The organism is Pseudophaeobacter leonis, assembly GCF_002087335.1.
Classification (GTDB): domain Bacteria; phylum Pseudomonadota; class Alphaproteobacteria; order Rhodobacterales; family Rhodobacteraceae; genus Pseudophaeobacter; species Pseudophaeobacter leonis.
Genome location: NZ_MWVJ01000003.1, coordinates 1 through 26,109 on the forward strand (window position 1 = coordinate 1; position 26,109 = coordinate 26,109).

Sequence of the window (26,109 nt, forward strand, 5' to 3'; positions counted from 1 at the left end):
TCTGGCGCTTGAGATCCCGCGGCGGGGAAAAATTTAAGCCTGCCGCACGGTCTATTGCGGCTCCGTTTTGAAAACCCTGTCACCGGGGCTGCGGGTGGGCTGGGTGGTGGCGGCAAAGCCGGTGATTGCGCAGCTGGTGCTGATGAAGCAGGCGGCAGACCTGCATTCCCCCACGATCAACCAAATGGCGGTGCATCAGGTGGCAGAACAGGGCTTTGCCGCCCATGTTGCAACGCTGCGGCGGGCCTATGGCAGCCGCCGCGATGCCATGCTCGCAGCCCTGCAAGAGACTATGCCAGAGGGCGTGAGCTGGACGCGCCCCGAAGGTGGGATGTTTGTCTGGCTGACCCTGCCAAAGGAGAGTGATGCGGCAGAGCTTTTGACGCGGGCGCTCGAGAGCGAAAACATCGCTTTTGTCCCGGGTCAGGCCTTTTTTGCCGATGGAGCCGGGCGCAATACGCTGCGCCTCAGCTTTTCGGCTCTGAATGAGGCGGACATCCGCACCGGCATCAGTCGTTTGGCGCGGCTGCTTCGCCACCCGTGAGGCGCGGATTTCCCAAAGGGCGGCATGTTTTTGTGGTATTCTCGCTCTGATTGCATCAGGGTTCAGGGGTCATGCGTATCCTGTCGTTCATCCTGCCCATTGGTGTGCTGTGCAGCCTTGCTGCCTGCACCGACCCCTCGCCGCATTTTCAGGGCGTCAGTCCACGCGGGTGAGCGTGGGGGGCAGCACCTTTGATATCCGGGTGCGGGGCAACCTGGCCGAGGCGATCCGGATCAATCCGCAATATGCACCGCGTCTGGGACCCCTGCGCCAGCAGGCCGCGCAGGCGATGGCGGTGGTTAGTGGTTGCCCTGTTACGGGGGTGCTGGGGGATCAGGCGCTGATGACAGGGGTGCTGGACTGCCCGGAAACAGCGTCCTGACATCAGCGTTTTCCACCAGATAGGGCCGACTTCGGGCGCCAGACAGGCCTTGGCCCCACCGTTAGCGTTGACAGCTGCGCTGAGAAGCTGCTGGACTCATGGCAATAAGAATCAGGCAGGGGCGAAATTGCGCTTTTCCAAACTCAGGCTGACGGGCTTTAAGAGCTTTGTAGATCCGACCGATTTGATTATCGGCGACGGCCTCACGGGTGTGGTGGGTCCAAATGGCTGTGGCAAGTCAAACCTGCTGGAGGCGCTGCGCTGGGTGATGGGCGAGACCCGCGCCAAGGCGATGCGCGGCGGCGGCATGGAGGATGTGATCTTTGCCGGCACCACCTCGCGCGCGGCGCGCAATTTTGCCGAGGTGAACCTGCTGATCGACAATTCGGACCGGCTGGCGCCCTCTGGGTTCAATGAGGCGGATCAGCTGGAAATTGTGCGCAGGATCACCCGTGATGTGGGCAGCGCCTATAAATCCAACGGCAAGGACGTGCGGGCGCGCGATGTACAGATGCTCTTTGCCGATGCCTCAACGGGGGCGCATTCCCCGGCGCTGGTGCGTCAGGGGCAGATCTCAGAGCTGATCAACGCCAAACCCAAGGCGCGCCGCCGTATTCTGGAAGAGGCGGCAGGCATCTCGGGTCTGTACCAGCGCCGCCACGAGGCCGAGCTGAAGCTGAAAAACACCGAGCAGAACCTGCTGCGGGTTGAGGATGTGGTGGAGCAACTGGCGGGCCAGTTGGGGCAGCTGTCGCGGCAGGCCCGTCAGGCGCAACGCTACCGCGACATTGGCGAAAAGCTGCGTCTGGCTGAGGGAATGCTGCTGTACCGCCGCTGGCGCGAGGCGGATGACGCGCGCCTGAGTGCAGAGCAGGATCTGACCATTCGCCTCACGCAGGCAGCCAAGGGCGAGGCACTGTCGCGCGCCGCCGCTGCCAATCGCGCCGAGGCCGAAGAAGGCCTGCCGCCGCTGCGCGAGGAGCAGGCGATTGCCGCCGCCATCCTGCAGCGACTGGTGGTGCAACGGGATTCCCTTGGTGATCAGGAAGCGCAGGCGCGCCAAGCCATCGAGCGGCTGGTCAGCCGCATCCAGCAGCTGGGCAATGACATCGACCGCAAAGGCAGCCTCAACCGCGATGCCGGCGAGACCATCGAACGGCTCGACTGGGAGCAAAAGGAGCTGGCAAAGGCGGCAGAAGGCCATGACGACCGGCTGAGCGAGGCGGCAGAGCTGGCGCGCGAGGCGGCTAAAATCCTGGAGGCCCGCGAGGACCATCTGACCCAGCTGAACGAGGATGCGGCGCGGCTCTCGGCGCGCTACCAGTCGGCGCAGCGGCTGGTCGAGGATTGTCGCCGCACCCTGAGCCGCGCTGAAACGGAAGGGGCGACAGCCCGGAACGCACAGGATCAGGCCGGTGAGGCGCTGGAGCTGGCAGGCGAGGCGTTCGAGGCGGCTCTGGCGACCGAAGAAGAGGCCCGCGAGGCTGTCGAGATGGCAGAAGAGGCGCTGGCGGCGGCAGATGAGACCCGCACCGAGACCCAGTCGCTTGAGTCGGCGGCACGGGCGCAACGCTCTGAGGCCGAGGGCGAGCTGGGGGCGATCCGCGCCGAGGTGACGGCGCTGGCCAAACTGCTGGAACGTGACACTGCCGAAAGCGGCCAGATCCTCGATGCACTCAGCGTCTCACCCGGCTATGAAAAGGCGCTGGGAGCCGCATTGGCGGATGATCTGCGCGCGCCGCTGGCAGCTGTGGACGGGCCAAGCGGCTGGATAGAGCTGCCAGGCTATGCGCGTGATGTGCCGCTGCCGGACGGGGTCGAACCCCTTGCCAAACATGTCTCGGGCCCAGCGGCCCTGGCGCGGCGCATCGGCCAGATTGGTCTGGTCGACAGTGATACCGCCCGCGGGCTGCAGGCAGATCTGCAACCGGGCCAGCGGCTGGTGACGCTGGAGGGCGATATCTGGCGCTGGGACGGCTACCGCGCCTGGGCCGAAGATGCGCCAAGTGCTGCCGCCCTCAGGCTGGAACAGCTGAACCGGCTGGAGCAGCTGAAGCAGGAACTGGAACGCATCAGTGCCAGGGCGGAGGGCACCCGTGCCGCCCATGAGGTGCTGATGCGGCGCCTCGAAGAGGTCACTCAGGCGGATCAGAACGCACGGCAAGCCCGCCGGGTGGCGGACCAGCGGGTTGCCGATGCCGCCCGCGCCCTCAGCCGCGCCGAAGCCGAGCGCAATCTGGCCGAGGGCAAGCTGGAAACCCTGGGGATTGCCGTGGCGCGCCACAGCGAGGATGCAATGGGGGCGCGGTTGCAACTGGCCGAGGCCGAAAGGGCGCAGGCGGATCTTGGCGATCTGGAGGCTGCCCGCGCAGCTGTCGAAGACAGCAAACATGCGGTTGAGGCGGCCCGGATCACCATGCTCACCCATCGCTCAAGCCATGATGAGCTGCGCCGCGATGGCGAGGCGCGCACCAAGCGGGCGCAGCAAGTGACCAAGGATCTGTCGGGGTGGCGTCACCGGTTGGAGACCGCCGAACGCCGCATCGCTGAGCTGGCAGAACGCCGTGAGGCCTCGCAGGAAGAGCTGGAGGACGCCCATGCGGTGCCGATGGAGATTGCCGAAAAACGCGAAGAGCTGAGCGAAGCGATCGAGGATGCGCAAGAGCGCAGGACTGCGGCCTCGGAGGCGTTGATCACCGCTGAGGCGGAGCTGCGCGAGCGGGTGCAGATCGAACGCGACGCCGAGCGTCTGGCCTCGGAAGGGCGCGAGGCGCGGGCCCGTTCAGAAGCGCTGTGTGAAGCCGCGCGCGAGACCGTGACGCATGCCGCCGAACGGATCAGCGAGGATCAGCACTGCACACCGGAGGCGCTGCTGCAGCAGCTTGCGGTGAACCCGGATGAGATTTCGGGGGCTGATGAGCTGGAAGCCGAGGTCAACCGCCACAAGCGCCAGCGGGATGCTTTGGGGGCTGTGAACCTGCGCGCCGAAGAGGACGCCCGCGAAATTCAGGTGGAACATGATGAGCTGGTTTCAGAAAAATCCGACCTGGAAGAGGCGATCAAAACGCTGCGCAGCGGTATTGCCAGCCTGAACCGCGAGGGGCGCGAGCGGCTACTGACGGCCTTTGAGGAGGTGAACGCCAGTTTTGCCAATCTCTTTACGCATCTGTTTGGCGGCGGCGAGGCGAATCTGGTGATGGTCGAAAGCGATGACCCCCTTGATGCCGGGCTCGAAATCATGTGTCAGCCGCCGGGCAAGAAGCTATCGACCCTGTCGCTGCTGTCGGGCGGCGAGCAGACCCTCACGGCCATGGCATTGATCTTTGCGGTCTTTTTGTCAAACCCGGCGCCGATCTGCGTGCTCGACGAGGTGGACGCGCCGCTGGATGATGCCAATGTGACGCGGTTTTGCGATCTGCTGGATGAGATGTGCCGCCAGACTGACACGCGGTTTCTGATCATCACCCACCACGCGGTTACCATGGCGCGGATGGATCGGCTTTTTGGCGTCACGATGCAGGAAAAGGGTGTAAGCCAGCTGGTTTCCGTGGATCTGAAAAAGGCCGAGGCTCTTGTCGCCTAGGCCGCCGGGCAGGGATGTAAAGAGAGAGTACGGGCTTGCTCCCGGAAGTGCTTTTGGGGAAAACAGAGAAAAACAGACCCTTATCTTTTACGTTGAAAGCTTTGTATGGAAGGCGCAAGACATCAGGGCCAGCGTTGGAAAATCCTATTGGAGGAAACTATGAAACTTGCGAAACTCATCGCAGCGGCAATTCTTGCGGTCAGCCCTGTCGCCAGTCAGGCTGAGACGCTGACGGCAAGAACGTCCAGCAGCATTGAGGGCTTTTTTCTGAACGAAGGCGCCGAGGTTGAGGTGCTGGAAGACAATGTTGGCGACCCGCAGCTGGAGGTTGACTACTATGGCACCGAGTTCACGGTTTTCTACTATGGCTGCGACAATGGCGCGGATTGCGATTCCATCCAGTTCTACTCAGGCTATGCAATGGGCGGCAGCGTACGGCTGAAAACGCTCAACGAGTATAATGCGGAAAAGCGCTGGGTGCGCGCCTATGTGGCGGAGGATGGGGCGGTAAAGCTGGAAATGGACGTCTTTCTGGGCAAGGACGGCGTGAGCGCCGATGATTTTGCCACCATGGTCAGCCTCTGGTCGCGGCATATGGCCGATTTTGAAGGCGTTATTGGCTTTGTAAACTAGCACCGCTGGCGGTCTTGATCAGAGCTTCGGCGCCCGGGCGGCGCTGTTGAGCCTTCTGATTTACGCGCGACGGTCCACGATGGCACAGGTGATTTGGGGGGGGCATGAGAGATTTCATGCCCTTTGTTTGTTTGGCACTGAGGACACAAGGATCAGCTGCAAAACGCACCGTGCCCTCGAGGGGGCACAGCGCTGCTAGAGGCGTTTGAGCAGAGCAGGTGTTGGCCAGGCATCGGCGGGCAGGCCGAGGCGCTGCTGTTCGCGCTGGATCGCGGCCCGTGTCTTGGCGCCAAGAATACCATCTATCTTGCCCACATCATGGCCAAGGCTCTGCAGTTTTTGCTGCAACTGCTTCATCTGGGCGCCGTTTAGCCCCTGTTCGGGGTTACCCTCATCCTAGATCGCCGCGCCCCCCAGGCGATTGGCAAAATAGGCCGCCGTCAGCACATAGGTAAAGCTTTGATTCCACTCAAAATAGACGTCAAAGTTTGGATAGGCGAGAAAGGCCGGCCCCCGGTGGCCCTGTGGCAAAAGCAGCGAGGCCTGCATGTTTCTGGCGGCCAAAGAGCCGTGCTTGGCGCGCAGCCCCAGGTGCTGCCAGTCCTTGACCGAAAGTTTGCTATGGGTGCCTGATTTTGCCAGATCAAGGCCCGCAGGAATGGTGACCACCGGCAGCCAGGGCTGCCCCGCCTGCCAGCCCAGATGCGACAGCATTTTGGCACCAGACATCAAGGCATCCGGGGCCGAGGTCTTGAGGCTGACCTGGCCATCACCGTCGGCATCGACGCCATTGTCGATGATGTCTTGCGGCAGCATCTGCACCATGCCGATCTCGCCTGCCCAGGCCCCCGTGGTGCGGGCCGGGTCAAAATTGCCCCGTTTGTACAACTCCAGGGCCGAAAAGATTTGCGGGCGGAACAGCTCGGGCCGGCGGCAATCATGGGCCAGGGTGATCAGCGCGTTGCGGGTGTTGAAATCACCCTGAAAGCCGCCGTAATCGGTCTCAAAGGCCCAGAAGGCCAGCAAAACCCCCCGGTCGATACCATAGGTCGTCTCAATACGGCGAAAGGTGCTGTCATATTTTTTCGCCATGGCACGGCCCTGATCAATGCGGTTTTGCGAGATCAGGCGGCGGGAGAAATCAATGAAGGGTTTTTGGAACACACCCTGGGCACGGTCGGCCTTCAGAACCTTGGGATCCTGCTGCGCGCCTTTGAAGAACCCATTGACCGTGGCGGTGTCATAGCCTGCAGTGACGGCCTCTTGTTTCAGGGATTTGACAAAGCCTGAAAAGCTGCCACCGCACTGGGCAAAAACCGCGCCCGGCATCAAGAGGGCGGCAAGGGTGAGGGGCAATAGGCGCATTGGGGGCAATCCTTCTGGAAACTCTCAAACACCGTATGTGCTAAAAGATGAGCGCAATAGCAACCGTTAGCGCCAAAGCAAGCGCCCATGTTTTCCACAGGATCTCGCAGCAGCGCAGGATGGCGGGGCCGGTAATGCCCTTGGCGCCGGTCTCATTCACCCAGGGAAAATCCCGCATTTTGCCGTCATAGGAACGCGGTCCGGCCAGCGAGAGGCCAAGAGCGCGGGCCATGGCGGCCTCGGGCCAGCCTGCGTTGGGCGAGCGATGCTTGCGGGCGTCGCGGATGATGCCGCGCCAGTCGCGCAGGCAGCCGCCCACGATGGCCATCATCAGACCGGTGAGACGCGCCGGGATCAGGTTGACCAGATCATCCAGTCGCGCCGTGGCCCAGCCGAACTGGGCATAGCGGGCGTTGCGATAGCCAATCATACTGTCGCCGGTGTTGATCATTTTATAGGCCAGCAGACCGGGCAGGCCAGCGACAAGAAACCAAAAGGCCGGGGCAATAACCCCATCCGACATGTTTTCAGCGCCGCTCTCGATGGCCGAGCGGGTGACCTGCGGGCCCGTCATCCTGTCGGTGTCGCGGCTGACGATCATGGCCACCGCGTCGCGCCCCTGAACCAGGGATTGGCTGAGCCCCAGTGCCACAGCGCGCAGATGGTCGACCAGCGAGCGCTGCGCCAAAAGGATCGCGGCGATGATCACCTCAACCAGTTGCCCAAACAGCGACAAGAGCCCTCCCAGAGTGAGCCCGATGGCGACCAGACAGGCAGCCGTCACAACGCCTTTGACGCGCCGGGCGCTGCCGGTGTTCAGGCGTGTTTCCAGCCAGGAGACGCATTTTCCCATCAAGACCGCCGGGTGGGGCAGGCGCGACCAGAGCCAGTCCGGCTCTCCCAGCAGAGCGTCCAGCAGCAAGGCCAGCATCAGGAGTTCAGCGGTGTTCATCAGGCGGTGTCCATCAGGCAGCACTCATAGGGCGGTTTCAAGACGGTCCCAGCCGTCTTGCGGTGGCAGGCCGAGGCGCAGATAGGTTTTGGAGTAGGGAAAGATGCGGCTCCAGATATGGGCATGCGCCAGCCGGTCCTGCCAGGCGGCAGCTTCGCTCACCTCGTAGAGACGAAACAGGTCGGTGCCGCCCACCAGTCTGGCCCCGCGGGCGGCGGCAAGCTGGTCCAGCCGCAGGGCGTCACGCGCCAGATTCTGTCGCGTGGTGGCGGCCCAGTCCTGATCCTGCAGCGCCTTTAGGCCGGTCTTGAGCGCCGGGCCAGAGACGGCCCAGGGCCCCTGCAGATTGGACAGCTTTTGGATCAGGGCTGGGCAGCCAATGGCAAAACCCAGCCGCATGCCGGCCAGCCCCCAGAACTTGCCAAAGCTCTTGAGAGTGATCACGCCGGGCCTTGCGGCCAGGTGAATGAGGCTCTGATCCGGGCAGACATCGCAGAAACTCTCGTCGATAATGGTGAGCGGCGCTGCCAGCTCGTGCTCCTGCCAGAGGCGGCCATCCGGGTTGTTGGGGTGCACCGCAACACGGGCCTCGGCGGGCTCGCTTTCGGCAATCGCCCAGCCATGGTTGGCAAAGGCCGCCGCATGTTCATTGTAGGTGGGCGTCTCGATCTTGACCCAGCGCGGATCCGCGAGGCCAGGGATCAGCGCAATCAGCGCCGATGCACCGGGGGCGGGCAGCACGGCAGCGCTCTCGGGCACCTGCCAGAAATCGCGGGCCGCAGCGATCAGCGCCGTGCTTGCGGCTGTATCCGGCAGCTCGGTCCAGTCCGAGGCAGAGAGCGCAGGAAGGGGGTAGGGGGTCGGGTTGATGCCGGTGGAGAGGTCGATCCAGTCGGCGCGGCTGCCACCATAGCGCAGAATGGCTGCGCTCAGATTGCCGCCGTGGTCCCGCTGGGTGGCACCCGTTTCGATCTGGGCAGCACTCGTGTGATTTTGGTTTTCAACAGCACTTGCCGACATAAAAGAAGGCCCCGACCCAGGAGTTCCGTCAGCGCAACCTGCGCCCATTCAGTGTGGTATGAAACAGTGAGCCCCATAAGGCAAGCACGCGTCACAATCTATTGGTGCGCTTTTTACGAGCTTCGGTCCCGTATACAAGGCCGTAGGACGACTTAACCGCGCCGATGTGGTTCCAGCCAGTTTATATCCGGATTTACCGGTATGATCCGGTAGGGATTTATGGTGTCGTGGCTGTAGTGGTAGTGCCGCACGATATGCGCCATGCCGATGGTCGCGGCCACGCCGGGATATTGGTATAGCTCACGGCAATAGGCCCAGAGATTTGGGTAGTCGACAATCCTCTTATGATTGCATTTGAAGTGCAGATGATACACCGGGTCAAACCGCACCAGGGTGGTGAACAGCCGCCAATCGGCCTCGGTCAGCTGCGCCCCCATCAGATAGCGGTGCTGCGACAGCAGATCCTCAAGCCAGTCCAGCGCGGCAAACAGCGGCTGGACGGCGGCATCATAGGCCGCCTGACTGGTGGCAAAGCCACATTTGTAGACGCCATTGTTGACCGCGTCATAGACCCGCGCATTCACCGCCTCGATGGGCTCGCGCAGCTCTTCCGGCCAAAAGTCCAGATCATTGCCTGTCACCGTGTCAAAGGCCGAGTTGAACATGCGAATGATATCGGCGCTCTCGTTTGACACGATGGTTTCGCGCGTCTTGTCCCAGAGGATCGGCACAGTGACACGGCCGGTGTATTTGGCATCGGCGCGGGTATAGATCTGATGCGCATGGCTGCTGCCAAACAGATGATCGCCAGTGGCGCCATGGGCGTCGCGCTCAAATGTCCAGCCTTCGCCCAGCATATCTGGGTGCACCACCGAGATGGAGATATGATCCTCCAGACCTTTGAGGGCGCGAAAGATCAGGGTGCGATGGGCCCAGGGGCAGGCCAGCGACACATAGAGATGATAGCGGCCGCTCTCTGCCTTGAAGCCATCCTGACCGGTTGGCCCGGCGCTGCCGTCTGCGGTCACCCAGTTGCGGAACTGCGCCTCGGAGCGCTTGAAAGCGCCGCCGGTGGATTCGGTATCGTACCATTGGTCGTTCCAGACCCCGTCAATCAGCAGTCCCATGAGCGCCTCTCCTCAACATATGTGGCTGACCAGCTAGATAGGCGCAGACGCCTCCCCAGCCTATCTTTTTTGTCGCGCAGTGGCTCTGCATGGCTGCACAGCCTGTCTCTGCAAGGCTGCCTGCGTCTATTCGTTTTGCCGCAGGCTGTTTCAAAATGTTCACTTGATTTTATCTGGTTGTCGGGCACCCTGAAGGCGAAGATACAAAGCCGACCCTGCTGCGATTCTCGTCGTTCCACTGCTTGCTCAAAGGGCCACTGCCATGACCACCTATGTTCCAAAAGCCGTTCAAGAGGCGCTGGACGCTGCCCGCGTTTCGGGATTGAAAAAGAAAAGCCGCCTGCGGGTGGCTGTGGATGGCGGGTTTTGTCCGGTGTTGCGGGTCTGGAAAACCGGGTTTCGGTCGAGGAAGAAAACGCCCCCCAACTGCGCGGCCTGGTGGATCTCTACGATGGATCCCGGCATTTGTCGCAGTGTCTGATTGTCGCCTCCGAGGCCGAGGGCGGCGAGATGCGCTATGAATTCAAACGCTCCACTGCAGCCTCCGACAGCGCACCAATTGATTTCTACCGCGCCCCGGATGCGCCGGTTGGCCTGTTGGGCCATGACGGAGCCGAGGGCCGTCTCTGACCTGCAGGGGCAGGGCATTCGTCAGATATTGCGCCGCTGAACATGTTTCACAGCAGGTTTTGGCTCTGTCCGGCCTCTGTCCCTCCCCTGTCTTTCCAGATCGTATACCCGGCTGGATCAGGCTCTGATCAGGAGGGGATCCACCCGCGCGACCAGCGCGGTGCGGTCAGGCGCAGCGGGTTGCGGGCCATAGCGATGCCATAGCCCGCAGCCAAGAGCCGCGACAAGACAGTGCGCGACGCCGGTTAAGCCCCGGCGTATTGCGCGCCTACTGCAGATCGGCAAAGGCCTTGGCCAGACGGTCTGCGGCCTCAATCACCCGGCTGCGCTGGGTGCCCATGTTAAAGCGCAGAAAACTCTCGCCGCCGGTGCCAAATGTGGTGCCGTGATTGGCAGCAATGCCCGCGCCCTGTTCCACCCGTTTGGTGAACTCCTCGCGGCTCATGCCGGTGCCGGAGAAATCGACCCAGGACAGGTAGGTGGCCTGCAGCTTCATCGAGCTGAGACCGGGGATTTCGGCAATGGCGGCATCAAACACCTGACGGTTGCCATCAATGTAGGCGACCAGCGCATCAGCCCATTTGGCACCTTCAGGGGAGTAGGCCGCGGCGGTGGCCATCTGACCGGCAGAATTGGCCGCCAGCGCCAGCGCCAGCATGCGGCGGCGGAATTTTTCGCGCAGATCCGGGTCTGGAATGATGACCTGGCCTGTGTGCAGCCCGGCAAAGTTGAAGGTCTTGGAGGGGGCGGTCAGCATCAGCAGCCGGTCGGTAATGTCAGGCACCGCGTTTTGCATCGGAATATGGGTCGCGCCCTCAAAGACCAGATCGTGGTGGATCTCATCCGACAGCAGAATGAGATCGTGCCGCTTGGCAAAATCGGCCACCGCCTGCAGCTCATCCTGGGTCCAGACCCGGCCACCGGGGTTATGCGGCGAACACAGGATGACCATCTTTTCAGTGCCGGTCATCTGCGCATCATAGGCTTCCATGTCCATCTCATAGCGGCCATCGCGATTGATCATCTCGCATTCGACCACCTTGCGGCCGGCATTTTTGATCACCTTGGCAAAGGCATGGTAGACAGGGCTGAACACCACAATGCCGTCACCCGGCTGGGTAAAGCTGTCGAGACACATGCCAACACCGTTCACGAGCCCAGTGGTGGTAAATATGGCATCGGCCTCAACAGCCCAGCCATGGCGGTTTTGCATCCACCAGCGGATGGCATCCTTATAGGGGGTGTCGCAGTTCACATAGCCATAGATGCCATGATCCGCCATTTCGCGCATTTTGTCGCTGACCATCGGGGGCACGGCAAAATCCATGTCGGCAACCCACATGGCCAGCCCGGTGTCGGGCGAGACGCCATAGAGGCTCTCCATTGAATCCCATTTGATGCAATGGGTGCCGCGACGATCAATGATGCTGTCAAAATCCATGAGGGAAAACTCCGCTTGATTGCCAGCGAAGCTAACGGCAAATGCGCCATGTGCAAGAGGATCCGCGTCTCAGCCAGCAACAGAGGGGCAGGTAGCGGAGAAAAGCGGCATAGGACTCGATGTCACGCAGGCGTTGCAGTGCGGGGGGCAATGACCTAAATCACCCTGATGAAACACCCGATCCTGATCCATCCCGATCCCCGTTTGAAAAAGATCTGTGCCCCGGTCACGGATCTGTCGGATAAGCTGCGCCTGCTGGCTGACGATATGCTGGAAACCATGTATGCCGCGCCTGGCATCGGTCTGGCCGCGCCGCAGATTGGCGTGCTGGAACGTCTGATCGTGCTGGACTGCGAAAAAGAAGAGGGTGTGGCTGCCAAACCTCTGGTGATGTTCAACCCGGAAATCATTGCCGCCTCAGACGAGACCAACGTCTACGAGGAAGGTTGCCTGTCGATCCCCGATCAATACGCCGAAGTCACCCGCCCCAAGAGGTTGAGGTGGAATGGCTGAACCGCGACGGCAATCTGCAGCGCGAAACGTTCGACGGGCTCTGGGCCACCTGCGTGCAGCATGAAATCGACCATCTCGATGGCAAGCTGTTCATTGATTACCTGAAACCGCTCAAGCGGCAGATGATCACGCGCAAGATGCAAAAGCTCAAACGCGAACAGGCGCGGGGCTGAGGGCGATGGCGCGGATGCCGATCCTGCAATGGCCCGATGCCGGTCTGTCCACGCGCTGCACCCCGGTGGGCGACGAGGATCTGACCGGCCTTATCGCCGATATGTTCGAGACCATGTATGCCGCCCCCGGCCGTGGGCTGGCGGCGCCGCAGGTCGGCGTGCTGAAGCGGCTGTTTGTGATGGAAGCCACCTGGAAAGAGGGCTTGGCAACGCCGCTTGTCATGATCAACCCCGAAATCCTCTCGTTTGGCGATCTGCAAGAACCCGGCGATGAGGGCTGCCTGTCGATCCCCGGCGTGGTGACGCCGGTGCTGCGCCCGACCACTGTTGTGCTGCGCTGGCAGGCTGCAGACCGGCACTGGCAGCAAGAGGCGTTTGATGGTTTTGCCGCGCGGTGCATTCAACATGAATATGACCATCTCGACGGGCTTGTGACCTTTGACCGGCTCACGCCTCAGGCGCGTGCCAAAGCCGAAGCCACCTATGCCCGCCAACTGGAGAGCGAAACATGACCGCACGCATCTGCCTGCCCTGGCCTGATAAGCACCTGCGCACCCCGGCTGCCGAGGTGGGCGAGATCACCGACGAGATCCGCGCCATCTGGCAGGATATGATCGACACCATGGAGGCGATGCCCGGCGTTGGCCTTGGCGCCAATCAGATCGGGGTGATGCTGCGGCTTGCGGTGGTGGATGGCTCAAAGGCGCGCGGCCGTGTCGTGCGCATGGCCAACCCCGAGGTGCTGCATGCCTCTACCCAGCTGCGCGAACACGAAGAAGCCAGCCCCAATCTGCCCGGCGTGTCGGCCAAGATCAAACGCCCGCGCGCCGTCACGGTGCGCTACATGGATGAGACCGGCGCCACGGTTGAACGTGATTTTGTCGGGGTTGAGGCCACCAGCGTGCAGCACCAGATCGACCATCTGAATGGCAAGCTCTACTTTGATCACCTGAGCAAGATGAAACGCGACATGCTGATCAAGAAATCCAAGAAACTGAACGGCTAGGCCGGGGAGCATATGATGCGGGTTATCTTTATGGGAACGCCGGATTTTTCGGTGCCGGTTCTGGATGCGCTGGTCGCAGCAGGCCACGAGATTGCCGCCGTCTATTGCCAGCCACCCCGCCCTGCCGGGCGCGGCAAAAAGGACCGGCCCACCCCGGTGCATGCCCGCGCGCTTGAGCTGGGATTTGAGGTGCGCCACCCGGTTTCGCTGAAGGGCACGGCCGAGCAAGAGGCTTTTGCCGCGCTGCAGGCGGATATTGCCGTTGTTGTCGCCTATGGGCTGATCCTGCCGCAGGCGGTGTTGGATGCACCCAAACGCGGCTGCCTCAATATTCACGCCAGCCTGTTGCCCCGTTGGCGCGGCGCAGCACCTATTCACCGCGCCATTATGGCCGGCGATGAGGAAACCGGCGTCTGCATCATGCAGATGGAGGCCGGGCTGGACACCGGCCCCGTTTTGTTGCGTGAGGGCACCCCGATTGGCGATGAGGAAACCACCGATCAGTTGCACGATCGTCTGTCTGCGATGGGGGCCTCATTGATTGTCACGGCGCTGCGCCATCTCGATGGGCTGACGCCCGAGGTGCAGCCCGAAGAGGGCGTCACCTATGCTGCCAAGATCGACAAGGGCGAGGCTGAGATCGACTGGAGCCAGCCGGCCGTCGAGGTGGATCGCAAGATCCGCGGCCTCTCGCCTTTTCCCGGAGCCTGGGTTGAGATTGACGGCCAGCGCGTGAAACTGCTGGCCTCAAAACTGGCATCTGGCGCGGGTGCTGCCGGTGAGGTTCTGGACGGTGACAGCCTGACCGTGGCCTGTGGATCCGGCGCGGTCGAGCTGTTGCGCTTGCAAAGGGCCGGCAAAGGCGCGCAGGATCGCGAGGTGTTCACGCGGGGCTTTCCCCTTGTGACGGGGCGACAGCTGACGCCACAGCAGTGACGGGAGGGCCGGGATGTTTCTGACCATGATAGGCACCGTGGTGATTGCCGGGATCACCGGCTACGCCTCTGAGAAAAGCGGCTTTACCCGGAACGGCTATCTGCCCTCGATCATCATCTGTGTCGGCGGCGCCTTCCTGTTTTACTTTGTGCGCATTATGTTTGGCCTTGGCTTTGCCTCGCCGGGCATAAATGCCATCCTGTCGTCTGTTGGTGCCTTGATCATCGTGCCGTTTCACTGGAGGCGCTAAACTGGAGACGTTAGACAGGCGGCGTAACATAGGCGACCTTAACGGAGAGCGGTCATGAGCATAATATTCCTGGTCATCATAGGCGCTGCAGCAGGGTTTCTGGCGACGCGGCTGATGGGGATCGAATCTGATATCATCACCACAGTGGCCATTGGCATTGCCGGCGCGCTGATTGGTGGCTTTTTGCTGCGGGCGCTGCTTGCGGTCATGGGCATGGCGGCCGGATTTGTCGGCGCGGTGCTGGGCGCATTGGTGCTGATCTGGCTCTGGCAGACCTATATCAAGCGCTGATGCAAGCGATAGCTGCGGGCAGGGCGTGTTAGCTGCGCGGAGGGCGGCTTTTGTAGACCGGCAGGTGCCAGCCAAAGGCGATAGAGCCCGCCCGCAACACCCAGCACACCACCGCACAGAGGATCAGCGCCAGGCCTGAACTGACGCCAAAGGTGACAGCGCTGACCGCAACAATGGCGCCGCTCATGGCGCAGGTGACATAGAGTTCACCCTGTTTCAGCACCAAAGGCACCTCACCAACCACCACATCGCGCATCAACCCGCCCAGGCTGCCGGTGGTCATACCCATCAGCACCACGATGACAGCGGGCTTGTCCAGCGCCATGGCGGCGCCGGTGCCGGCAGAGACTGCAATGGCGAGGGCAAAACTGTCGAGCCAGATCACCCAGCGCATGCGGCTTTCGACCAGATGCGCGGTGAAGAACACGACAACCGCAGCCATACTTGCCAGCAGGATATGATTGGGGTCAGACACCCAGAACACCTGTTCACGGTTCAGCACAAGATCCCGCACCGTGCCGCCGCCCACGGCCGTCAGGCAGGAGATAAAGGCAAAGCCGACGATATCCAGCTGGGCGCGGCTGGCGACCAGCGCGCCAGAGAGGCCAAAGACCAGAACCGAGGCATAGTCGAGCAGGGTGACAAAGCTCATTGTTGCTGGCCTGTGGAGTCCGGTCGGGGTTCCGGCGCGGCGCTCATGATCTGGCTTTGCCCTTTTTGAACGGGGCCATGCCGGCACGGGCGAGCTCGTCGGCGCGCTCGTTCTCGGGGTGGCCTGCATGGCCCTTGACCCATTCCCAAGTGACCTGATGGCGGCTTTGGGCCTCGTCCAGGCGCTGCCACAGCTCGACATTTTTCACTGGCTTTCTGGCGGCGTTTTTCCAGCCGTTCTTTTTCCAGCCATGGATCCAGCCGGTGATGCCATTCTTGACGTAATTGCTGTCGGTGACGATAGTCAGCGCCGAGGGACGCGCCAGGCTTTCCAGCGCATTGATCGCCGCCAACAGCTCCATCCGGTTGTTGGTGGTATTGGCCTCGCCGCCCTTGAGTTCGCGTTCCGTGACGATGCTGTCGCCCTCTTTCGCCTGCAACAAGGCACCCCAGCCGCCGGGGCCGGGATTGCCGGAGCAGGCGCCATCGGTATAGGCATAGAGATCAGCCATGTGTGGCCACCGAAATCCAGCGCGCCAGTGCGCCATCCATACCTTCGCTTTCGCCAAACGCGCAGTTCAGCACGGTAAACCCGGCGGTTTTGAGCAGGTTTTTCAAGTCGTCTTCCTCGTAGTAAGTATAGAGCCGCCCAAGGGCGTCACGGGCTTCGCCTTTACCCAGCTTGAGGGCGATATAAAAGACTCCCTGTGGTTTCACCGCGCGTTTTATCGCAGCCAGATGGCCGGGCATGGCGTCCCGCGCGGCATGCAGCAGGCTGAAATTGGCCCAGACCCCGTCATAGACGGCCTCTGCCCCGAGCGCATCAAAACTGGCCTGCCAGGCGGTCACCCCGGCCAGAGCATTCGCCAGAGTGACCATCTCGCCCGAGGCATCCATAGCTTCGGCCCGCAAGCCTGCCGCTGCCATGACAGCAGCCGATGTGCCGGGGCCGCAGCCCAGATCCAGCACCCGGCCCCGTGCCGGGCAGGCGGTAATGAACTCAAGCAGGCGCGGATCATTGCTGAGATAGTCCTGATTTCGCGCGGCATAGTCTGCGGCCCGGTCATCATAGATACGGAGGGTTTCTGCGTCGCTCATCACGGGGCCTTACGGTTGGAACGTTTCATCAGGGCAGGGCTTTGGTCCGGCGCGTTCTGATTTATGCGCGTCCGGGGCTATGCGCACTCAGGGCTATGCGCGTTCAAGCGCCAGCCGCGCGGCGAGGGCGGCAAAGATACCGGCAAAGCCGCGGTTGAGCCATTTCACCACCGTTTCAGAGCCCAAAACGAAGTGCCGCGCCTGGGCGGCAAAATAGCCGTAGAGCACAAAGATCACAAAGGTCAGCGCCATGAAGACAGCCCCAAGCAGTGACATCTCCAGAGTGGCCGCGCCAGGGTCTCCGGACAGAAACGGCGGCAGCAGAGCAAGGAAGAACACGGATAATTTGGGGTTCAGAATATTGATCAGGGCGCCGCGCTGGGCGATGCGCAGCGGCGACTGTGCTTTGGTCTGCGAGGAAATCGTCAGCGCGCCCCCGGAGCGCAGCGCCTGCCAGGCCAGATACAGCAGATAGAGCACCCCGAGAATTTTCACCACCTGAAACAACACAGCCGAGCTGTGCAACACGGCTGCCAGTCCCAGAGTGGCCGCCACGAGATGCGGCAGAATACCAAAGGTGCAGCCCAGTGCCGCCCAGAGGGCAGCGCGGGCGCCCTGTCCCAGACCCAGGGCTAGCGTGTAGAGCACACCGGTTCCAGGCGCGAGAACCACAACAATTGCCGTGATCAGAAAGTGCATGGAAATCACAAGTTCATCCTCTCCATCGGGACTGCTGCACGGGTCAGTTTTCACCGGCTGGTTTTAGCAGGCCCGTATTCACAAGCCTGTATTCACAAACCCACATTTACAGGCCCGTTTTAACTGACCAGCCCACGCAGCCTAAGGCGAAGAGGCGCAGGCGTAAACAGGTTGGCGTAGCAGGACGCCGTGTCAGGTGCAGAGATTTGGGTGGGACCAGATGTTCACTTGGCCAGTTGGCGACCAGGCCAGTTGGCGACCAGGCTAGTTGGCTAGTTGGCGACCTGGCGAGTTGGCTGGCGCAATACGCGCGGTACTTTGAATTCGACGCGCTCTACCGCTGTTTCGACCACCTCTACCGTGACATCATAGCGGGCGCGAAAGGCGTCGATGACCTCGTTGACCAGCAGCTCGGGGGCCGAGGCGCCGGCCGTAATGGCCACCGAAGAGATCCCCTCCAAAGCGCGCCAGTCGATGTTTTCGGCCCGTTGAACCAATTGCGCATAGTTGCAGCCTGCCTTGGCGCCCACCTCGACCAGTCGGCGCGAGTTTGACGAGTTTGGTGCCCCAACCACCAGCAGGGCATCAGATTTTGGTGCCACGGCCTTGACCGCTTCTTGCCGGTTGGTGGTGGCGTAGCAGATGTCTTCTTTGTGCGGCCCGACAATGGCGGGAAACCGTGCCTCAAGGGCGGCAACGATCCCCTTGGTGTCATCCACCGACAGCGTGGTCTGGGTGACATAGGCAAGCTGGTTCGGGTCGCGCACCTGCACCTCGGCCACATCTTCGGGAGTTTCCACCAGGATCACTTCGCCCTCGGGCAACTGCCCCATGGTGCCGACGGTTTCAGGATGGCCCTTATGGCCGATCATGATCATCTGCAGTCCCTGGTCAGCATGGCGCTGCGCCTCAATATGGACCTTGCTGACCAGGGGGCAGGTGGCATCCACATAGACCATCTTGCGGGCCTCAGCTGCGGCCGGTACCGATTTTGGCACGCCGTGGGCGGAAAAGATTACCGGGCGATCCTCGGGGCATTCATCCAGCTCTTCGACAAAGATCGCGCCCTTGGCCCGCAGCCCGTCCACCACATATTTGTTGTGCACAATTTCGTGGCGCACATAGACCGGTGCGCCCCATTGTTCCAGCGCCAGCTCCACAAGCTTGATGGCGCGGTCAACGCCGGCACAAAAGCCGCGCGGCGCAGCCAGATACAGTGTGAGGGCAGATTGGGTCATGGGCGTCTCCTTGGGGGCAGAAGTAAGGCTTTGCCGGGCCAAGGTCCAGTCCGGGAAGACGCGCTGGGCTGGATGTGACCTTTCACGATGTGGTTCCCGCTGCGGTGAGGCGGCCAGGAGGCCGAAACGCAGTTGTTTATGGGCTGTTCACAAATGTTATTCAGAAAGGAGAATATTAACAGATCTTCTGCATTCTCTCCGCGAAACGGCTTGTGGTCCGGCTCCCGGACCGCAGGCGATTCTATGCGTGTTTAGGTGTTTGGGTGAGTGCTGGTCGTGTTTCCAGTGAAAAGGCCAGTGAAAAGGACAGAGAAGCGGCATGTCTGAAGAAATGGGTCACAGTGAAAATAAGCTTGCGACCAGCCGGGACAATTTTCAGATTGAGGCCCATCGGGTCACCATGGAGCGCCGGTTTAAAACCGTTAGCGCGGCTTCCAATGGGGTGGTGGTTCTGGGCCTGTTGTGGGCGTTTGTCGGCATTGTCGTAAACGAGCCCCTCATGGTGGGGATTGCGTCGATTGCCGTTGGCGGCTCGGCTGCTGCGCGTATGCTGATCCTGACAAAGCACAAACTGATCGCACGTCTCATTTGGTACTGCACCGGATTGACTGCGGTAATGTGCTCTGTTTTCACCATGCCGCCGTCGAGCAATGTAGAGCTGTTTTTTGCGGTGCTGCTGGGAGGGCCCTTTATGACGTTCTCGCTGCGGCGGGAAAAACCTGTGATCATTGTGTTGCTCGCGATCGTTCTGCTGAGCTGGCTGTTGTTCCGGTTTCTTGGGCATGACTTTTTTTTCCCACCGATTCTGGGAGGGGGCATTCCGGAACGCTATCTGTCAGGCGGCGTTCTGCTAACGATCTTTACCATTCTGATAGTCGAGATGATGTCGTTTGGTCAGTTGGCAGAGAGCTATAGCGACGACCTGTTGCTGGCGCATCAGGTAGAAAGCAAGGCCAACCGCGCCAAGAGCGATTTTCTGGCCGCGATGAGCCATGAAATCCGAACGCCGATGAACGGTGTTCTTGGCATGGCTGAGGTGCTTGAGAAAACCGATCTTACCCCCGAGCAACGCCGCATCCTGCACACCATTCAGGACTCCTCGACATCATTGTTGTGGATCATTGATGACATCCTCGATGTGTCACGCATTGAGGCGGGCAAGATGGAGTTGTTTCAGGCCCCGATGCGCCTGTTGCCGCTGATCGAAGGCGCCATGGCCACCCTGCGGCCGCACGCCAGCCAGATGCAGGTGGAGCTGTCGCTTTCGGTGCAGGCCGACCTGCCGGATACGCTGACAGGGGACGCGGGACGGCTGCGGCAAATCCTGCTTAACCTGCTGGGCAATGCGATCAAGTTTTCTGAACCCTCAATCGGAGGCAGCGCCGGAAAAGTCAGGCTGCGTGTCGAAATCAGCGAGCCAGGCAGTATTGATTTCGTGGTCGAGGACAACGGCATCGGAATTGAGCCGGAAGTACAGGGGTCCATTTTCTCACCGTTTGAGCGCTCCGCCATCGTGGCAAAGCGTATGATCAAGGGCAACGGTCTTGGCCTGACAATCGTGCGGCAACTGGTCACCAAAATGAACGGCAATATCACCGTCGAGAGTGCTCTGGGCAAAGGCAGTGTGTTTTCGGTGCGCTTGCCCGTTATTGCGCCATCAGGCCCCATAAAAGGTCCCAAACTCGCAGGGATCCAGGTGGTTGCGATGATGCCGCGGCGGTCCCAGGACTGTGCCTGGGCCTCTTACGTGCTGGCCGCAGACTGTGACATGAAATGGGTGTCCAATCAGGACGAGTTTCTTGCCCTCGCCCGTTCAGCCGGGCGGGACACGATTTTCATCCTGCCTGCAGAAGATCCGGATGACCGTCAGCAAAACTGGTGTCGCAAGCTTATTCTTGAGGAATTTCCGGATCTCAATGTGCTGGAATTTGGCTATGGCGGATCGGCACAGCCTACCAGGGCAACCAAGCGCTGGGCAATTGTCCAGTCTGGTCCTGTTTTGCCAAGCGAATTCTGGGAGGCCATGGCAAATCTCTGTGGTCGCAAGAAGGACGGTGACGCGCAGGGGCCTTCCCTGGAGCAGCCGACCTCTTTGGATCAGACCGGTGGCCGCATTCTGGTGGCCGAGGACAACGAGATCAATCGGGCCGTTATCGAAAGCCAGCTGGCTTTGCTTGGCTGCGAAGTCACGCTCACCCGGGACGGAGCCGAGTGCCTTTCGGCCTGGAGCAAAGGGTCTTTTGATCTGGTCCTGACAGATTGTCAGATGCCGGTAATGGATGGTTTCGAGCTGACGCGCGCGATCAGGCAGATCGAAAAGGAACAGAACCTGCGACATACGCCAATCATCGCAGTGACCGCCAATGCGCTGGAAGGGGAGGCTGAGAAATGTCTGACCGGGGGGATGGATGACTATGTGTCCAAACCGGTTACCATCGCCGCGTTGGAGGCCGCAATCCGACATCAGCTGTCTGCCTCGTCCAGCGACATCTCTAAGGGCAAGCGACGGGGCGCAGCACCAGACTCGCAGAACACAGACTCGCAAAAAACAGATACCCACAAAACAGATATCCACAAAACGGGAAGCTAGAAAGGCGCGCGGCTAAGATCTGCCCTGTTTTCAGCCCTCCGCTGCGGGACTGGCGTGCTGGCCTGGAGCGTTTTGATGTGGCCTGCGGCGTTTTGGTGCGGATGACAGGGTCATCTCAGGGTGCCCAAGGCGGGTCGGAGTGGAAACCCGCCTTGATGGCAGTTTGATATTCAGCAGTGATAATCAGCGGTGTTCTTCAGTGGCGCAAAAGCGCCGCCTGAAAGGCCCGGAGAGACCCGGAGAGAAATGTCTCCCATAGCCGCCTGCACTGATCAGCCTGCACTGATCGCATTTTGACCTTAGCCAGGAACCGCAGTCACGGGCCGGGCTTCGACAGGGTGTTCCCGCGGCGGACGGCCAATGACATCCTTCAGTTCTTCCAGTTCGATGAAATTGTCAGCCTGACGGCGCAACTCATCAGAAATCATCGGCGGCTGGCTGCGAATGGTCGAGACCACGGAGACGCGCACGCCCTGCCGCTGCAAGCTGGCGATCAGTGGGCGAAAATCGCCATCGCCTGAGAACAAAACAATGTGATCCACGCGTGGGGCCAGTTCCATGGCGTCCACTGCGAGCTCAATATCCATATTCCCTTTGACTTTACGACGCCCCATGCTGTCGGTGTATTCTTTGGCGGGCTTGGTCACCATGGTGAACCCATTGTAGTGCAGCCAGTCGACCAGCGGACGGATCGGAGAATACTCGTCATTTTCCAGCAGAGCCGTGTAATAGAAGGCCCGCAAGATCTTTCCACGCGCATAAATTCCTGCCGCAAAAGCTTATAGTCGATATCAAAACCCAGCGCTTTGGCAGCGGCGTAGAGGTTTGAACCGTCTATGAACAGCGCAAGCCGTTCGTCTTTGTAAAACATTGTAAAGTGTCCTTCTGATAAATCCGATTGCGCCAAATGATCCGTGAGTGAATTTCGTGCGGCGAAACGGGTGGACATATTGTAAGTACTTTGGCACCTGCTTCAAGTATCTGACTTTTCCTAAATGGGGTCAAAAGTGACCAATTCTCGACTAAAAGCGATCATTGCACTGGGTGGCAACTTGCCCTTCGGCGATATGTTGCCGCGAAACACCCTTGAGGGTGCTGTTGAGGAACTTACTCTCCCTTTGGGGGAATCATGCCAAGTTTCGCGACTTTTTCAAACCCCTAGTTTTCCAGCGGGCAGCGGGCCGGACTATATTAATGCTGTGATGGTGTTGGAAACGGATCTCAACCCTACGGATTTATTGCAGCATTTGCATGAGGTTGAGCAAAAATTTTCGCGTCAGCGCGATCAAAGATGGGGGATGCGGACGCTGGATCTGGACCTGATTGCACTGGGTGATTGGGTGTTGCCAGACCGGCCGGGCTATCAGCGCTGGCTTGATTTGCCGCTTGAGCGACAAATGACTGAGACCCCGAATGAGCTGATTCTCCCACATCCGCGCGTGCAGGATCGCGCCTTTGTCCTGGTGCCGCTTTGCGACGTCTTTCCGGATTGGGTACATCCGATTCTGGGCAAAACCGCGGCTGAGCTCTGTGCGGAGAGGCCAAAAACCGAGCTGGAGGCCATTGTGCCGGTTTAATCCGGGCAATGCGGCACTTTCAGCGCTTGTCAACAAAAAGATTTGAGCGTAAAAGTCGCCCTTCCGGACCCACATTGATTTTGGAGAGTCGCCTATGGCCCGCGTGACGGTTGAAGATTGCGTAGACAAAGTACCCAACCGCTTTGAGCTGGTGATGCTGGCGGCCCATCGTGCCCGCGAAATCGCTGCTGGAGCGGCGCTCACAGTTGAGCGTGACAATGACAAGAACCCAGTTGTGTCGCTGCGCGAGATTGCTGATGAGACCCAGCGCGCGGACGATCTGCGCGAGCGTCTGATCGAGAGCAATCAGACCCAGATCGAAGTCGATGAGCCCGAAGAAGATTCGATGGCTTTGCTGATGGGGGCCGAGAACGACAAGCCAGCAGACGACGATATGTCGGAAGAAAAACTGCTGCGCGCACTCATGGAGGCCCAGGGGCAGGGCTGACACCGGCACTACCCAAACTGAGGCTGCGGACTGGAAATGATTACACCAGAAGACCTGATTGCTCTGGTCCGCAACTACAACCCAAAGACAAACGCCGATAAAATCGCTGCTGCCTATGCCTATGGCGAAGAGATGCACGAGGGGCAGTTTCGTCACTCTGGTGAACCCTACTTCACCCATCCCGTCGCGGTTGCGGCGCTGCTGACAGAACAGCACCTGGATGATGCCACCATCATCACCGCGCTGTTGCATGACACCATCGAAGACACCAAGGCCTCCTACGAGGAGGTCGCCTCGCGCTTTGGCAACGAGGTGGCTGAGCTGGTCGATGGCGTGACCAAGCTGACCAATCTGCAGCTGTCCAGCCGCGAGACCAAACAGGCGGAAAATTTCCGCAAACTGTTCATGGCCATGTCCAAGGATCTGCGGGTCATTCTGGTCAAGCTGGCCGACCGGCTGCACAATATGCGCACCATCAAGGCGATGCGCCCGGAAAAACAGGCGCAAAAGGCCCGTGAGACCATGGATATCTATGCCCCGCTGGCCGGGCGCATGGGGATGCAATGGATGCGCGAAGAGCTGGAAGACCTGGCCTTTAAGGTGCTGAACCCCGAGGGGCGCCAGTCGATCATCCGCCGCTTTGTCACCCTGCAGCGCGAAACCGGCGATGTGATCCATCGCATCACTGGTGACATGCGCATCGAGCTGGAAAAAGCCGGTATCGAGGCCGAGGTCTTTGGCCGCGCCAAAAAGCCCTATTCGATCTGGCGCAAGATGCAGGCCAAGGATCAGGGCTTCTCCAGGCTCTCAGACATCTACGGCTTTCGCGTCATTACCCAGTGTGAAGAGGACAGCTACCGCGCCTTGGGGGCGATCCATCAGCGCTGGCGCGCGGTGCCGGGGCGGTTCAAGGACTATATCAGCCAGCCAAAATCCAACCGCTCCCGCTCGATCCACACCACGGTGTCGGGGCGCGATGGCAAGCGGGTCGAGGTGGAGATCCGCACCCGCCAAATGCATGATGTGGCCGAAACTGGCGTGGCGGCGCATTGGTCGTACCGCGACGGGGTGCGCTCGCAAAACCCCTTTGCGGTGGACCCGGCGAAATGGATTGCCTCGCTCACCGAACAGTTTGACGCCGAGGAAGACCACGATGAGTTCCTCGAAGCCGTCAAGCTCGAGATGTATTCGGATCAGGTATTTTGCTTCACGCCCAAGGGGGATGTGACCAAACTGCCCAAGGGCGCGACGCCAATTGATTTTGCCTATGCCATCCACACCCGGATTGGCCATGCCTGCGTCGGGGCCAAAATTGACGGGATCCGGGTGCCCCTGTGGACGCGCATCCGCAATGGCCAATCTGTCGAGGTAATCACAGCCGAGGGGCAGACCCCTCAGGTGAGCTGGCTGGAGATCGCCACAACGGGCAAGGCCCGGACCGCCATTCGCCGGGCCCTGCGCGAGGCAGACAGGGCGCGATTTGTCAAACTGGGACGTGAACTTGCGCGCTCTGCTTTTGAGCATGTCCACCGGAAAGCTACCGACAAGGCGCTTGAGACAGCCGCGCGGGCGCTGCGCATCAGCAGCGTGAATGAACTGCTGGCAAGCCTGGGGGCCGCCGAGCTCACCACTCATGATGTGGTGCAGGCGGTCTACCCCGAGCTGACCTCGCAGGATGGTGATGTGGTGTCGCCCCGGCGCGCCGTGATTGGTCTTGAGGCGGGGCAGAGCTTTGAGCGTGCGCCCTGCTGCCAGCCGCTGCCGGGTGAACGGATCATCGGCATCACCTACCGCGGGCGCGGCGTTGTGGTGCATGCGGCAGATTGCGACCGGTTGGGCGAATATGAGAGCCAGCCCGAGCGCTGGGTTGATGTGCACTGGCACAGCGGCACCCATGCGGCGGCCTATGGGGTGACCCTCGGGCTGACCATTGGCAATGACGCGGGGGTCCTGGGACGTATTTGCACATTGATTGGCGAGAAAAAGGCCAATATCTCCGATCTTGAATTTGCTGATCGGAAACCAGACTTTTACCGGCTGATGATAAATGTCGAACTCAGGGATGTAGAGCAGCTGCATTCCCTGATGCTGACATTGGAGGCCGAGAGTGATGTCGCCGAAGTTGCGCGTTTCCGGGAGAAGCCGGAGACACGCTTGATTTCGGGGTAATGCTCGGTTGGAACTAGGAAGGACGCAGGCTTTTGGTATTCAGGCGCCGGGATAGACGCCCGCTCTTTCGGGCGGTTGCGGATTTCATCTGGCCCCGTGGGGGCTGGAAGCGGGCGTTTCTGTACGTAAAGCACCGGGTACGCCGTCTGCCTGATTCGCCAGAACGCATCGCGCGCGGGGTCTGGGCCGGGGTCTTCACCACCTTTACGCCGTTTTACGCCATGCATTTTGTCGTCGCAGCCCTGATCGCGCGCCTGATCAATGGCAATATCCTGGCCGCCCTGAGTGGCACGTTTTTTGGCAACCCGCTGACCTATGTGCCGATTGGTATTGCGGCCCTGCAGACCGGGCACTGGATGCTGGGCACGGAATTTGACGAAGAGCTGGATACCTCTTTGGTTGGCAAATTCATTGATGCGGGCAAGGATCTGAAAGACAACCTCTTTGCGCTGTTCCGGGACCGGCCTGCCGACTGGGACGGGCTGCATCTGTTTTACGATGAGGTGTTTTTTCCCTATCTGGTCGGCGGGGTTATTCCCGGCGTGATCACTGCCACCATCTGTTATATGCTCAGCCTGCCGGTGATCCGCGCCTATCAGCAGCATCGCCGCTCGCGCATCAAGGCCAAATTTGATGCCATCAAGAAACGCGCCGAAATGGAAGCCGCCGGGATCACCCCGGTTGTCGAGGCCAAAACGCTGAAAGCAAAACTGACGCTGCCACGGGTGCGCAAGGTAAAATAGCCGTCACGGCCCTCGCAGGGGGTTGCCCTTACCGATGCGCTGTCTAGTCT

Annotated in this window: 22 protein-coding genes and 5 pseudogenes; 16 read left to right on the top strand and 11 right to left on the bottom strand. The window is 60.6% G+C overall.

The genetic code is table 11. From position 1 onward, the window contains the following. From B4968_RS01240 to B4968_RS01255, 4 genes and pseudogenes are all read left to right on the top strand, one after another. Nucleotides 1–544 (top strand): annotated as a pseudogene (locus B4968_RS01240) (aminotransferase class I/II-fold pyridoxal phosphate-dependent enzyme); the annotation flags it as partial. Nucleotides 545–719: 175 nt separating this feature from the next. After that, nucleotides 720–926, top strand: a complete 207-nt coding sequence (locus tag B4968_RS01245) for a hypothetical protein (RefSeq protein ID WP_241525491.1) — start codon at nucleotides 720–722, stop codon at nucleotides 924–926. Between the two features lie 127 nt (nucleotides 927–1,053). After that, the gene (locus B4968_RS01250) at nucleotides 1,054–4,509 is read left to right on the top strand and encodes a chromosome segregation SMC family protein (RefSeq protein WP_083095934.1); all 3,456 of its coding nucleotides are present in this window, start codon (nucleotides 1,054–1,056) and stop codon (nucleotides 4,507–4,509) included. A 159-nt stretch (nucleotides 4,510–4,668) separates the two neighbouring features. Continuing rightward, a complete protein-coding gene (locus B4968_RS01255) occupies nucleotides 4,669–5,142 on the top strand; it encodes a YbjN domain-containing protein (protein ID WP_083095936.1) in 474 nt (157 codons plus the stop codon). 195 nt (nucleotides 5,143–5,337) lie between these two features. On the opposite strand, the pseudogene B4968_RS01260 reads toward B4968_RS01255, so the two are convergent. The 4 genes and pseudogenes from B4968_RS01260 to B4968_RS01275 form a co-directional block, all read right to left on the bottom strand. Beyond that, nucleotides 5,338–6,507 (bottom strand): annotated as a pseudogene (locus B4968_RS01260) (lytic murein transglycosylase). Nucleotides 6,508–6,547: 40 nt separating this feature from the next. After that, complete coding sequence (gene cbiB, locus B4968_RS01265; protein WP_083096009.1) at nucleotides 6,548–7,459, bottom strand: adenosylcobinamide-phosphate synthase CbiB; 912 nt, start codon at nucleotides 7,457–7,459, stop codon at nucleotides 6,548–6,550. A 24-nt stretch (nucleotides 7,460–7,483) separates the two neighbouring features. Further along, nucleotides 7,484–8,479, bottom strand: coding sequence for a threonine-phosphate decarboxylase (locus B4968_RS01270; protein WP_083095937.1), 996 nt, complete (start codon nucleotides 8,477–8,479; stop codon nucleotides 7,484–7,486). A 152-nt stretch (nucleotides 8,480–8,631) separates the two neighbouring features. Next, nucleotides 8,632–9,606, bottom strand: a complete 975-nt coding sequence (locus tag B4968_RS01275) for a glutathione S-transferase family protein (RefSeq protein WP_083095940.1) — start codon at nucleotides 9,604–9,606, stop codon at nucleotides 8,632–8,634. A gap of 262 nt (nucleotides 9,607–9,868) precedes the next feature. Here B4968_RS01275 and B4968_RS01280 point away from each other — a divergent pair. Beyond that, nucleotides 9,869–10,236 (top strand): annotated as a pseudogene (locus B4968_RS01280) (hypothetical protein). Between the two features lie 268 nt (nucleotides 10,237–10,504). Here the strand turns inward: B4968_RS01280 and B4968_RS01285 are convergent. After that, entirely contained in the window at nucleotides 10,505–11,677 is a 1,173-nt protein-coding gene (locus B4968_RS01285; RefSeq protein WP_083095942.1) for a MalY/PatB family protein, read from the bottom strand. A 168-nt stretch (nucleotides 11,678–11,845) separates the two neighbouring features. On the opposite strand from B4968_RS01285, the pseudogene def (B4968_RS01290) reads away from it, so the two are divergent. The 6 genes and pseudogenes from def (B4968_RS01290) (at nucleotide 11,846) to B4968_RS01315 (ending at nucleotide 14,846) form a co-directional block, all read left to right on the top strand. Beyond that, a pseudogene (gene def, locus B4968_RS01290) lies at nucleotides 11,846–12,363 on the top strand (peptide deformylase). Between the two features lie 5 nt (nucleotides 12,364–12,368). Next, entirely contained in the window at nucleotides 12,369–12,875 is a 507-nt protein-coding gene (def, locus tag B4968_RS01295) for a peptide deformylase (RefSeq protein WP_083095944.1), read from the top strand. Then, complete coding sequence (def, locus tag B4968_RS01300) at nucleotides 12,872–13,369, top strand: peptide deformylase (RefSeq protein WP_083095946.1); 498 nt, start codon at nucleotides 12,872–12,874, stop codon at nucleotides 13,367–13,369. Before def (B4968_RS01295) ends, def (B4968_RS01300) begins: the two co-directional genes overlap by 4 nt. A 15-nt stretch (nucleotides 13,370–13,384) precedes the next feature. After that, entirely contained in the window at nucleotides 13,385–14,305 is a 921-nt protein-coding gene (gene fmt, locus B4968_RS01305; protein ID WP_083096011.1) for a methionyl-tRNA formyltransferase, read from the top strand. A gap of 13 nt (nucleotides 14,306–14,318) precedes the next feature. Continuing rightward, a complete protein-coding gene (locus B4968_RS01310) occupies nucleotides 14,319–14,555 on the top strand; it encodes a hypothetical protein (protein WP_083095948.1) in 237 nt (78 codons plus the stop codon). A 54-nt stretch (nucleotides 14,556–14,609) separates the two neighbouring features. Then, on the top strand, nucleotides 14,610–14,846 hold the full coding sequence (locus tag B4968_RS01315; RefSeq protein ID WP_083095950.1) for a GlsB/YeaQ/YmgE family stress response membrane protein: 237 nt from the start codon (nucleotides 14,610–14,612) through the stop codon (nucleotides 14,844–14,846). Between the two features lie 28 nt (nucleotides 14,847–14,874). Here the strand turns inward: B4968_RS01315 and B4968_RS01320 are convergent, their stop codons facing one another. From B4968_RS01320 to ispH, 5 genes are all read right to left on the bottom strand, one after another. Then, nucleotides 14,875–15,498 (bottom strand): trimeric intracellular cation channel family protein, encoded by a 624-nt coding sequence (locus B4968_RS01320; RefSeq protein WP_083095952.1) that lies wholly within the window; start codon nucleotides 15,496–15,498, stop codon nucleotides 14,875–14,877. A gap of 43 nt (nucleotides 15,499–15,541) precedes the next feature. Beyond that, nucleotides 15,542–16,009 (bottom strand): ribonuclease HI, encoded by a 468-nt coding sequence (gene rnhA / locus B4968_RS01325; RefSeq protein WP_083095954.1) that lies wholly within the window; start codon nucleotides 16,007–16,009, stop codon nucleotides 15,542–15,544. After that, nucleotides 16,002–16,595 (bottom strand): class I SAM-dependent methyltransferase, encoded by a 594-nt coding sequence (locus B4968_RS01330; RefSeq protein WP_083095956.1) that lies wholly within the window; start codon nucleotides 16,593–16,595, stop codon nucleotides 16,002–16,004. The genes rnhA and B4968_RS01330 overlap by 8 nt, the downstream gene beginning before the upstream one ends. A gap of 93 nt (nucleotides 16,596–16,688) precedes the next feature. After that, nucleotides 16,689–17,303 (bottom strand): LysE family translocator, encoded by a 615-nt coding sequence (locus B4968_RS01335; protein WP_083095958.1) that lies wholly within the window; start codon nucleotides 17,301–17,303, stop codon nucleotides 16,689–16,691. Nucleotides 17,304–17,566: 263 nt separating this feature from the next. Beyond that, nucleotides 17,567–18,532, bottom strand: coding sequence for a 4-hydroxy-3-methylbut-2-enyl diphosphate reductase (gene ispH / locus B4968_RS01340; RefSeq protein WP_083095960.1), 966 nt, complete (start codon nucleotides 18,530–18,532; stop codon nucleotides 17,567–17,569). A gap of 319 nt (nucleotides 18,533–18,851) precedes the next feature. Between ispH and B4968_RS01345 the strand changes: the two genes are divergently transcribed. After that, entirely contained in the window at nucleotides 18,852–21,122 is a 2,271-nt protein-coding gene (locus tag B4968_RS01345; protein ID WP_083095961.1) for an ATP-binding protein, read from the top strand. Nucleotides 21,123–21,421: 299 nt separating this feature from the next. Here B4968_RS01345 and B4968_RS01350 read toward each other — a convergent pair. After that, nucleotides 21,422–21,993 (bottom strand): annotated as a pseudogene (locus tag B4968_RS01350) (LabA-like NYN domain-containing protein). 124 nt (nucleotides 21,994–22,117) lie between these two features. Here B4968_RS01350 and folK point away from each other — a divergent pair. The 4 genes from folK (at nucleotide 22,118) to B4968_RS01370 (ending at nucleotide 26,059) form a co-directional block, all read left to right on the top strand. Further along, nucleotides 22,118–22,699, top strand: coding sequence for a 2-amino-4-hydroxy-6-hydroxymethyldihydropteridine diphosphokinase (gene folK / locus B4968_RS01355; protein ID WP_173907522.1), 582 nt, complete (start codon nucleotides 22,118–22,120; stop codon nucleotides 22,697–22,699). Nucleotides 22,700–22,793: 94 nt separating this feature from the next. After that, nucleotides 22,794–23,147, top strand: a complete 354-nt coding sequence (gene rpoZ, locus B4968_RS01360; RefSeq protein WP_083095963.1) for a DNA-directed RNA polymerase subunit omega — start codon at nucleotides 22,794–22,796, stop codon at nucleotides 23,145–23,147. A 36-nt stretch (nucleotides 23,148–23,183) separates the two neighbouring features. Further along, on the top strand, nucleotides 23,184–25,316 hold the full coding sequence (locus B4968_RS01365; RefSeq protein ID WP_083095965.1) for a RelA/SpoT family protein: 2,133 nt from the start codon (nucleotides 23,184–23,186) through the stop codon (nucleotides 25,314–25,316). 32 nt (nucleotides 25,317–25,348) lie between these two features. Next, nucleotides 25,349–26,059, top strand: a complete 711-nt coding sequence (locus tag B4968_RS01370; protein WP_083095967.1) for a DUF2062 domain-containing protein — start codon at nucleotides 25,349–25,351, stop codon at nucleotides 26,057–26,059. Nucleotides 26,060–26,109: the final 50 nt, after the last annotated feature.